Origin of the sequence: Arsukibacterium sp., from assembly GCF_033722355.1 — a bacterium.
GTDB lineage: Bacteria > Pseudomonadota > Gammaproteobacteria > Enterobacterales > Alteromonadaceae > Alishewanella.
In genome coordinates this window covers 1-10,283 of sequence record NZ_JAWVZF010000094.1, presented here as the reverse complement: position 1 = coordinate 10,283, position 10,283 = coordinate 1, and the positions used below count along the sequence as shown (strand labels likewise).

The following is a 10,283-nucleotide window of genomic DNA, read 5'->3' as shown; positions in this document are numbered from 1 at the left end:
TAAACAAAAGGCAGATAATCCTGTGGTGGTATTAAATGAACATTGCTGACATCACTCAGTAACCGGTATACCGGTTCCCGGACATTGGGGTTTAAATGCACCGGATAGACGAAATCGCAATCCGGAAAAGCCTGCGCCAGTTCTGCCAGGGCGGCACAAATCTGCTCAAAGCCGCCACCAAAGCTTTCGCGCCGATGGCCGGTAACCAGTATCAGCCGCCGGCCATGCTGGCCATACGGAAATTGCTGGCCAAAAGCGCCACTGAGCTGTTGGTCTTCGCCGATTTTGCTGACAACCTGCAGCAGCGCGTCGATGACCGTATTACCAGTTACAATAATCTGGGTGCCAGGTACATTTTCTGCCAGCAAATTGGCTGCTGAGGTTTCCGTCGGGGCAAAATGCAACCGGGTAATCGCCCCGGTTAATTTGCGGTTGGCTTCTTCCGGCCATGGACTGTAAATATTGCCGGTACGCAAACCGGCTTCGACATGGCCTACCGCAATTTTTTCATAATAACAGGCGAGCGCTGCAGCAAAGGTGGTACTGGTATCACCATGTACCAGCACGATATCGGGGGTAAAGTCTCTGAGTACCGGCTTTATTTTTAATAAAATGCTGGTGGTGACATCGTATAAATCCTGGCCGGATTTCATAATAGCCAGATCATATTCAGGAACGATTTCGAACAGACTAAGCACCTGGTCCAGCATTTCCCGGTGCTGACCAGTCACACAGACCCGACTGTCAATTTCACTGTCCGCTTTTAATAAGTTGACCAGCGGCGCCATTTTAATCGCTTCGGGGCGGGTACCAAATACACTGAGCACTTTAATCATAATAATCCTTAATTCCGGCTATCCGTTTAAATCACGCTGCTCTTTTTTTGCCACAGCGGCTAAAGAGACCGTGACCATTTATTTACTGGAACTCGTCAAGATAATCCAGCAGTTCGTCATCCAGCTGTTCTTCTTTGGGCTGTGGCGGATTGCCGTCATAAATTTTAAATTCCTGACGCTGATAATATGACTCTTTGACAAAAGAGTATGGGTCTAAGGAGTCTTCCAGCATTTGTTCAACATTCATCAGCTGCTCACGGCTGTCGAGGGCTTTAATGGTAAACCGGGTAACTGACAACGGCGTGTTTAACAATGCCAGTGGAAAATACAGACTATCGACAATGCTGCCTGCGGTATCGCGCACGGTGCTTGGGCCCCGTGCCGGGATCATCAGAAAAGCGCCATCGCCCACGCCCCATACTGCCAGGGTCTGGTTGAAGTCTTCATCGGCTTCGGCCAGGCCCATTCTGGCGGCGACATCAAACAAACCGAAAATACCAACGGTGGAATTAACCAGAAACCGACCGGCACTGGTAGCGGCGCGCCCGGGTTTACCCTGTAATAAACTATTGACGAAACTGGCAGGTTCACTCAGGTTGTCAACCACATTAATCAGGCCGTTACGGGCTGGCTTAGGCACCACTTTCATATAGCCGACAGTCACCGGCCGTAACAGATATTTATCCAGCACATCATAATTAAAATCCCATAACGGCCGGTTCAGTGGTTCGAGCGGATCGCGCGGGTCATTATAAGTAGGTACTACGGGCTCTGCCGCTTCTGCCGCTGCAACGAACTCGTTCTGAGTTGTGGCTTGCCCAGCCTCGCCCGCCTGCGCTGGCTTTGACGGTGATGCCGGTTTGTTGGCACAACCGGTTATAAACAGGGTAAATGTCAGCGTCAGTAGCACAGCAAAACGCAGCATCAGAGTATGTCCAGCCATATCAGGGTTCCAGTGTCAGCGTTACGCTGATTTTCGCATCGTTAAAAGTAAGTACGTCTGATTCTGCCTGCAGATCGCCGGCCAGTTGTTCCACCGTGCCTGCCTGAGACATCCGTGCCACAACCACCACCTGATCGGCCTGGCTCAGACTCCAGTCTGGCTGCATCGCCATTTTCTCATCCAGTACTAATTCCACCTCGCCACTGGGCAACGGGATCCGCTGCACGGCCAGCGGCAACTTAGGCCCCTGTGCAGCACGGGCAAATAAAAATAAACTGGCCTGTGGATTTTGTGCCGCAAGTTCCGGCGCCACCGTCAGTCTCACCCTGATTTGCCGGCCTGTCGCCACCGGGCTTTCGATGCCCAGTTCATTCAGTTTGCTTAACACCAGCGGGTAACGGGGATCTGACGGTTCCAGTTTGTCTGCCAGCAATGACCAGGCTTTAATCGCCTCGCTGCTATCGCCTTTCTCGTGGGCAATCAAAGCCATAAGCGACATAGCATCCAGGTTATCAGCTTCAGCCAGTAAAATTCTGGCCACGGCCCGTCCGGCTCTGGCCAGGTTATCATCGCCACCAACGACGATCAGGGCCTGGGCAAAATTAAGCAACAGCGGGATCCGGTTTGGACTCAGTGCCAGCGATTTTTCGAACGCCTCGATGGCATCTTCCATTAAACCCTGTGACATCCAGATCCGCCCCAGTAGCATCCAGGCGACGGCGTCATCTCCCTCCTCGGCCAGTTTGGTGCGCAGTGCCAGCGCAAACAGCCGGGTTTCCTGTGCGGATAATGGCTCGCCCTGACCAAGCAATGCCCGTTCGCCATAATTTGCCAGTTCGGCTCTGGCGTGCTGCCAGTCGTTAAGTTCAGTGTAATGGCCATTAAAGCGGTAAATAAGCGCCACAGCTAAAAACACAAACAGCAGCAAGCCCAGATGCCACCACAGTTGCCGCTTTGGTTGCTGATAATGCTCGGTGTGCTGTTGCTGGTTAAATTGCTGCTTAAGTTCGGCGGCGGCAATTGCAAAGTCCTGCTCTGCCAGCTCACCACTGTCACGCGCCAGGGCCAGCAACTGCAGGCGCTCTTCAAACAGTTGTAACGGAGTCTGATTAGCAGCTGTACCGGCCTTACGGGGCCAGCTGATAATAATGGCGCTCAGTACCAGCATCAGCAGAGCACTTAGCAGCAACGGCCATAACATCATTTCTTACTCCGGTATTGTTCGATCAGTTTATCCAGCTCTGCATCCAGCTTCTGTGACGGTGTATTATCGGCAGGGAGGGGGCTGGTATGCTCAGCGGCCTGTTGCCGGCGCCGGTAAAACTGCAACGCAAACAGCCCCAGCAGCATCAGCAGCGGAGCCAGCCACAACAGCAAGGTATAACGATTAACAGGCGGTTGATAATGAACAAAGTTGCCGTAGCGGTTAATCATATAATCGAGTACCTGATCGCGGCTGCTGCCCTGCATAATCATATCGTAGGTTTTCTGGCGCATGTCCACCGCCACGACCGCGTTAGAGTCTGCGATATTCTGGTTCTGACATTGCGGGCAGCGTAATTCTGCCGTTAACTGCTGATAGGCCTGGCGCTGCGCTTCATTGTCAAAACGTAATACCTCTTCGGTGGCCTGCAGCGGCAGGCTTAGCAGCAGAAGCATGGCAAACCAGCAATACGCTTTCATGGTTTAGCTCCGTCTTGCTGGTGCCACTGCTGATAGAGCGGTGCCAGCTTGCTGCGCCACACCTGGGGGTTGATGTCGCCAATGTGATGGGCGCGCACTATGCCCAAGCTATCGATGATAAAGGTTTCCGGTGCCCCACTTACCCCTAAATCCAGGGCCAGGCTGCGCTCAGCGTCCAGAATATTAAACTGATAGGGGTTACCCCGCTGCTGCAGTTTGCTACTGACATCGGCTTGCAGCGCGGCTAAATCAAAGCGTTCACCCAATAGCGGATCAGTGGGCAGCACATAATATAAACCAACAATTTTAACGCCCTGCTCTCTTAGCTCTGTCATAAAGCTCAGTTCAGCATTGCAGGTGGGACACCAGGTGCCCCAGACATTTAACAAAAAGGTTTCGCCCAGCAATTGTTCAGGCTGCCAGCGAAGTGCCGGGTTCATTAAATCTGGCAGATTAAAGGCCGGCAGGGGTTTATCAGTCGTGACAGACTCCCGTTCCATCGGGTTAGAGAATAAGCCACTGAGTAGAAACAATGTGAGCGCCAGAAACAAAGCCAGCGGTATATAAAACATCAGTTTACGCATTGGCGATATTCTCCTTTTTCAGCGCGACAGCAACAGCGCCTTGGCGCCGGTAACGCTTATCGAGCAGTGCCACCAGCGCGCCGAGCGCCATTAACAGACCACCGAGCCATATCCAGCGGACAAAAGGCTTTACGTACAGCCGCAGCGCCCAGGCATTGTCGGGTAAGGCCTCGCCCAGTGACACATATAAGTCACGGCTTAACCGGGCATGGACTGCTGATTCTGTCATTACCGTGCGTTGAATGGTATAAAAGCGTTTTTCTGCATGCAACTGGCTGATAAATTTGCCCTGACTGTTATGGACGGCAATCTCTGCTGCTTCGCCACCAAAATTGGCACCATCCAGCGGGTAAACGTCCAGCAGGGTAAAGGTATAGCCTGCCAGGCTGATACTGTCATTGATTTGCATCCGCACATCACGCTCTGTACTGTAGGTTTTGGTCATGGCCACGCCCACTACCAGAACCGCAAAACCAATATGAGCGATAGTCATACCGTAGTGGCTGGCTTGCAGCTTAAAAACCCCTTTAGTGACCGAGCCAAACTGACTGAGCCGCTGGTACAGTTCATAAAGTGCCGACACCCCAACCCAGGCGCCCAGCAACAACCCAAGCAGGGCTAAATTAGCCTGGACACTCTGCATAGCGGCCAGGGTGCCTGTCGCCAGTATCAGACTGGCAACTGCAATTAAGCTCAGTGGCCCCAGTAAGGGTTTTACCGGTTGCTGTTTCCAGCGCACCCAGGGCCCGAGGCCCAGCAGCAAAGCAAACGGAATTGTCAGATAATAAAACATCTGATTAAAAAACGGCTCACCAATTGAAATGGTGCCCAGGCCGAGCTCTTTATGAAACAACGGAAAAAGAGTTCCCAGAAACACGACCAGGGTGGCGGTTAACAAAAAGACATTATTGCCCCATAACATCACTTCGCGGGAGAACAGCTGATAACGGGCCTGACTGCGAACCGAATTCATCCGCACCGCATATAGCGCCAGCGACCCGCCAATAACCAGCAGCAAAAACACCAGTAAGAAAATGCCCCGGTCGGGATCTGCCGCAAAAGAATGTACCGACACCAGTACCCCTGAGCGCACTAAAAAAGCCCCGACCAGACTGAGCGAAAACGCAGCAAGGGCTAACAATACTGTCCATGATTTAAAGGTACCGCGTTTTTCGGTTACCGCCAGGCTGTGGATCAGTGCTGTGCCAACTAGCCAGGGCAAAAAAGAGGCATTTTCTACCGGATCCCAGAACCACCAGCCGCCCCAGCCCAGTTCATGATAAGCCCACCAGCTGCCAAACATAATGCCAAGGGTTAAAAACAGCCAGGCTGCGAGGGTCCAGGGCCTAGCCCAGCGAGCCCAGGTGCTGTCAAATTTGCCACCAATTAATGCGGCGATAGCAAAAGCGAAAGACACCGCAAAACCCACATAGCCCATATACAGTAACGGCGGATGGATAATCATGCCAAAATCCTGCAGCAACGGATTTAAGTCCATCCCTTCCACCGGATAAAATGGCAAACTGCGGGCAAACGGGTTTGACATAAACAGCGAAAAGGCAATAAAGCCGATATTAATCAGCCCCAGTACGCCCAGAATACGCCCCTGCATTAAAAGGGGTAAGCCTTTAGAGAAAACAGCCACCAATGCTGTCCAACCGGCAAGCATCAGGATCCACAGCAGCATTGAGCCTTCGTGCGAGCCAAAGCTGGCTGTTATCTGATAATACCAGGGCAGAATAGAGCTGGAGTTAGTCGCGACATTAATGACAGTAAAATCATTGGTTAAAAAGGCGTGTACCAGCGCCAGCTTGGCCAGCAGGCAGAACAAAAACAGGCCTATCGCCAGCGGTTTTGCCTGCAGCAACGCCCGCTGATTACCGGTAAAACTGCCATACAGTGGCACGACCGCCAGCAGCATTGCCAGGGCCAGCGCAAAGGTCAACGCAAGCTGGCCGGATTCAGCTATCATCGCCCTGCCCCTTAATAAGTTGGTTGTTTGGCTGGTTGCTCGTCAGCACTTACCGGCGAACGTGTGCTTGCCGGGAAGTTAGCCTGCGACGGCGGTACATGCCGTATCCCTTTCATCGCTTCAGCGACCTCTGGCGGCATATATTCCTCGTCATGTTTTGCCAGCACCTCGCTGGCCTCAATAACATCTGCAGACACCAGGGTGCCCTGCGCAACAATACCCTGACCTTCCCGGAACAGATCCGGTAATATACCGTCGTATTCAACCCAGACCATCGGCCCGGTATCTACCAGCTGAAACCGGACTTTTAAACTGTCTGCATCACGGGATACCGAACCTGGTACCACCATACCGCCAATACGTAACCGCTGGCCTACCACAGGTTTAACCTTGTCTTTGCCCAACCCTTCCACCAGCTGGGTTGGGGTATAAAATAAATCGATATTCTGCTTAAGCGCATACAGCATGGCACCGATAGCCCCGGCGATAAGGCTGATAATCACTAATATCGAAAACAGGCGTTTTTTGCGTCGTGGTTGCATTAGACTTGTTGCTCCTGATACTGCTTAACTCGTTTTTCGCGGGCAATCGTTGCTTTCAGCTGCTGTTTAAACTGCTTTTGCTGGTACATGCTGATGGCTATTAATCCCGTCAGCAGCAGGTAGGTCAAGCCGAACGACAGCCAGACAAAAAAGCCGTAGCCGCCCATGGCCAGGAAATCACTGAACGATTGAAAATACATAAGTTAACCTCCTACCAGCTTTCTGACCCAGGGCCGGTGCTGCTCGTTCACCAGGATAGCGGTACGCAGCCGTAAACAGGTCAGCGCCATCAGTAATACGGCAAATGCCAGGATGCTGATTAACAAAGGCCAGAGCATACTGGGGTCAATTGATGGTCTGGCAAATTTGGTAATGCTGGCACCCTGATGCAGGGTATTCCACCACTCCACGGAAAAATGAATGATTGGCAGGTTAATTACGCCGATAAGGGCCAGCAAACTGGACACTTTCGCCCCTACCTGACGGTCACTGAAGGCACCATTTAACGCAATAACGCCCAGATACAAAAATAACAGAATCAGTTCCGAAGTCAGCCTGGCATCCCATACCCACCAGGCACCCCACATCGGTTTACCCCAGGCCATGCCCGTTATCAGGGCAATAGCCGTGTACACAGCGCCAATCGGCGCTATCGCCAGTACCGCCCAGTGCGCGACTTTAATCTGCCAGATCAGGGCAACAAAAGCGGCACTGGCCATAGCGGCATAGGCGCCCATCGACATAATGGCTGATGGCACATGAATGTGAATGATCCGGTAGCTATCACCCTGCTGATAATCGGCCGGGGTAAACGCCAGGCCCCAGATATTTCCGAGCAACAGCAGCGCCAATGCAGTAACCATCAGATAGGGCAACAGCTTGCCACAGAAATGATACAGGGTTTCGCTTTTTGCGTACGGATCTAACCACTTGAACATATCAACTCACATTAATTCGCAATGCACTGGTTACCGCCATCGGAACCAGCGCCAACGCCAATAATAACATGGCCAGCAAAATAGCCAGCTGTCCCTGATACCCCAGCCCCATACTGGCGGCTTCTATTGCACTGCTGGCAAAAATTAACAGCGGAATATACAGCGGCAATATCAGTAACGCCAGTAAAATTCCGCCTTTATCAGCGGCCATCGTAAGTGCTGAGCCAAGTACACTTAGCAGACTAAGCAGCGGGGTACCCAGCAATAACGTCAGTGCCATAGCAGCGAGAGCGGCCTGCCCCAGCCCCAGCAATAAAGCCACGACCGGCGATAACAGGATCAGCGGTAAACCGGTGCTGAACCAGTTGGCAAAGGTTTTTGCCAGAACAAACGCCAGTAAACTCTGCCGGCCTGCCACCAGCTGTTCAATTACCCCATTGCGGTAATCATCTTTAAATAGCCGCTCTGCTGCCAGTAAAACGCTAAGCAGAGCCGCAATCCAGACGACTCCCGGAGCAATACTACGTAACATATTGGGCTCTGGTCCAACGCCAAGCGGAAACAGGCTCAGTACAATGATAAAAAACAGAATAGGGTTAAGCCAGTCAGCCTTTTGCCGGGCCAGTAAGCGCAATTCGCGTTGTAAAAAAACCAGAGTTACCATCGGTAGGCCAGCTCCAGTTGTACCAGAGACTGAAATTGTAACGTCAGACTCTGGTGAGTAGTCAGAATAATGGCACCGCCGCGGTTCAGGTGATCAAGCAGATGCTGCTGCAACAAGCCGATCGCGCTCTGGTCGAGTGCGGTAAAAGGCTCATCGAGGATCCAGATACGGGCCGGTGTCAGCCACAGTCTGGCCAGTGATACCCGGCGTTGCTGACCCGCCGAAAGCATCCGGCAGGGAACATCTTCCAGACCGGCCAGGCCAAGTTGGGCCAGCAGGGCCCAGTCATCGCCGGCTTGAAGCGATGAAGCCGCGCGCCAGAAGCGTAAATTTTCCAAAGCAGTTAATTGCTCATGCACCCCGCTCTGGTGGCCGATATAACATAAGTTGCTGCAATAAGCTGGCAAGCTTTGCGCCAATGGCTTAGCCTGATAGTAAAGCTGACCATCGTCAGGTGCGGCTAAGCCCGCTAAAATACGTAATAATGAGCTTTTACCGGCACCATTTTTGCCGAGGATTTGTAATAACTGGCCAGCGTTTAATTTAAGTGATAACCCGGAAAACAGTACCCGGTCCTGCCGGATACAACTTAAATTCTCGGCCTGTAAAACAGGCTGACTGAGCGCGGCAGTATCTGCTGCTGATGGCTGCGTTTTAATCACTGGCCCTGGTATCGACTGCTGATAAAATTGCGCGCATAGTAGCATACCGAAGCCGGAATACGAATCAGATCCATATCGTGCAATGTGATTAATCAGGGGAAATATGAACCAGATCAATCTGGACAAATTGTTGCAAAGCCTGCCTGCATTAACACCTCAGCATAACGGGGCAAACAACACTGAGCTAAAGTTACTGGCCGGTGAACTATATAACGCCCGTTTGCAGATGCTCTCCGGCCACGGCCAGCTGCAACTGCAAACACCACAAGGCGCGCTGACAATTAGTCTGCCAGCACAGCTTAGCGCTCAGCTGCGTCAGCAATTTGGTACCCAGATGCACGTCAGAATGGCGCCAGGCCCAGCCAGCCAGTATACCCTGACGCTACAGGCAATGCCCCCGCCAGTCAGCACCATTAATTTAAGCCCCGCTCAGCTGCAGCCTGTAATAAGCCAGTGGCTGAGCCAGCAGTTACCGCTTGAGCCGCTATCGCCTACTGCCGCCACGCTGCCGGATCCGGCTGCCAAAAGGTTAACATTGCCTGTGCAGCTTCATCTGAAAACGGGTCAGTTGCAACTTACCACCCCAGGCCCGGCCAATGCTAATCCGGTGCTACTGGTGTTGTCTGCTAAGGAAATAGCAGCCTTTAACACGCTGCTACCTGCGGTCATCGCCGCAGACACAGCGTTGCGCTCAGCCGCTGGCAATCGAGACAGTGTGACCAGCCTGTCCGGCCAGAAAAACGAGGTGCTGCCACTACGGCTTACCCTTAGCATTAACCAGAAAACCGGCGCCAGCCAACTGATACTGCAGCCAGATACTGCCGGCGGCCAGACGTTGCCGCTGACGACGGGCCGTCAGCAGCAATTGCTGCAGGCACTGATCAGTCAGCTGCCGCCAGTTAATCAGACAGTGTTGCCCGCCGGCGGAAAAATTAATCTGGGCCAGATAACCCTTACTGTCCCACCGCAACTGGCGCAGAGTCTGGCGAACAGCAGCACAAACAGTGCGGGCACAGCGTCAAGCCCGGTACCGATAACGATGCAACTCAAACCGCCGGCAACGCCGAACGGCCAGTGGCAATTGCAATTACAGTCGCAGGCAAGCGGTCACAGTCAGCAACTGACCGTCAGCCAGCAGCAAGCTGATAAAAATGTTAGCTGGCAAACGGTCGTGCACGGCGCCCGGAGCGTAAATCAAAGCATATCAGCGCAGTCAGCACCGGCAGCTTCAGATCAGTTACAGCAAAGCAGGACCGCAAACGCCAGTCAGTTACTGCCTCCGCTGTCGCCTGACAGTAAAGCGCAGGCCTGGCGCAACCTGTTACCCTTATTATCGCAGCCGCTGATGCAGCCGACGGCAATGCAGGATCTGCCGGCACCGTTACAGCAACTGTTCAGCCAGATCCAACGCAGCCTGCCGGACATCAGTAAACCACTGGCGCCACCGGCTCTTGCTGCC

Annotated in this window: 12 protein-coding genes; 1 reads left to right on the top strand and 11 read right to left on the bottom strand. The window is 52.8% G+C overall.

Going from position 1 to position 10,283, the window contains the following annotated elements; genetic code table 11:
- From wecB to ccmA, 11 genes are all read right to left on the bottom strand, one after another.
- Positions 1-836, bottom strand: an 836-nt coding sequence (gene wecB, locus R3177_RS09630) for a non-hydrolyzing UDP-N-acetylglucosamine 2-epimerase (RefSeq protein ID WP_318970825.1), incomplete at its 3' end; no start/stop codon positions are given.
- An 82-nt stretch (positions 837-918) separates the two neighbouring features.
- On the bottom strand, positions 919-1,779 hold the full coding sequence (locus R3177_RS09625; RefSeq protein WP_318970824.1) for a VacJ family lipoprotein: 861 nt from the start codon (positions 1,777-1,779) through the stop codon (positions 919-921).
- 1 nt (position 1,780) lies between these two features.
- On the bottom strand, positions 1,781-2,983 hold the full coding sequence (gene ccmI / locus R3177_RS09620) for a c-type cytochrome biogenesis protein CcmI (RefSeq protein WP_318970823.1): 1,203 nt from the start codon (positions 2,981-2,983) through the stop codon (positions 1,781-1,783).
- Positions 2,980-3,462, bottom strand: coding sequence for a cytochrome c-type biogenesis protein (locus tag R3177_RS09615; RefSeq protein WP_318970822.1), 483 nt, complete (start codon positions 3,460-3,462; stop codon positions 2,980-2,982). The genes ccmI and R3177_RS09615 overlap by 4 nt, the downstream gene beginning before the upstream one ends.
- Complete coding sequence (locus R3177_RS09610; protein ID WP_318970821.1) at positions 3,459-4,046, bottom strand: redoxin family protein; 588 nt, start codon at positions 4,044-4,046, stop codon at positions 3,459-3,461. Before R3177_RS09610 ends, R3177_RS09615 begins: the two co-directional genes overlap by 4 nt.
- Positions 4,039-6,018, bottom strand: coding sequence for a heme lyase CcmF/NrfE family subunit (locus tag R3177_RS09605; protein ID WP_318970820.1), 1,980 nt, complete (start codon positions 6,016-6,018; stop codon positions 4,039-4,041). Before R3177_RS09605 ends, R3177_RS09610 begins: the two co-directional genes overlap by 8 nt.
- Positions 6,019-6,029: 11 nt before the next feature.
- Positions 6,030-6,560 carry a cytochrome c maturation protein CcmE gene (ccmE, locus tag R3177_RS09600; protein ID WP_318970819.1) on the bottom strand — a complete coding sequence of 177 codons (531 nt, stop codon included), beginning with the start codon at positions 6,558-6,560 and terminating at the stop codon, positions 6,030-6,032.
- Positions 6,560-6,760 (bottom strand): heme exporter protein CcmD, encoded by a 201-nt coding sequence (ccmD, locus tag R3177_RS09595; RefSeq protein ID WP_318970818.1) that lies wholly within the window; start codon positions 6,758-6,760, stop codon positions 6,560-6,562. The genes ccmE and ccmD overlap by 1 nt, the downstream gene beginning before the upstream one ends.
- A gap of 3 nt (positions 6,761-6,763) precedes the next feature.
- Positions 6,764-7,498, bottom strand: a complete 735-nt coding sequence (locus R3177_RS09590) for a heme ABC transporter permease (protein WP_318970817.1) — start codon at positions 7,496-7,498, stop codon at positions 6,764-6,766.
- A gap of 1 nt (position 7,499) precedes the next feature.
- Positions 7,500-8,162 (bottom strand): heme exporter protein CcmB, encoded by a 663-nt coding sequence (ccmB, locus tag R3177_RS09585; protein ID WP_318970816.1) that lies wholly within the window; start codon positions 8,160-8,162, stop codon positions 7,500-7,502.
- A complete protein-coding gene (ccmA, locus tag R3177_RS09580) occupies positions 8,156-8,869 on the bottom strand; it encodes a cytochrome c biogenesis heme-transporting ATPase CcmA (RefSeq protein WP_318970815.1) in 714 nt (237 codons plus the stop codon). Before ccmA ends, ccmB begins: the two co-directional genes overlap by 7 nt.
- Positions 8,870-8,927: 58 nt before the next feature.
- Between ccmA and R3177_RS09575 the strand changes: the two genes are divergently transcribed.
- On the top strand, positions 8,928-10,283 hold a 1,356-nt coding region (locus R3177_RS09575; protein ID WP_318970814.1), incomplete at its 3' end, for a hypothetical protein.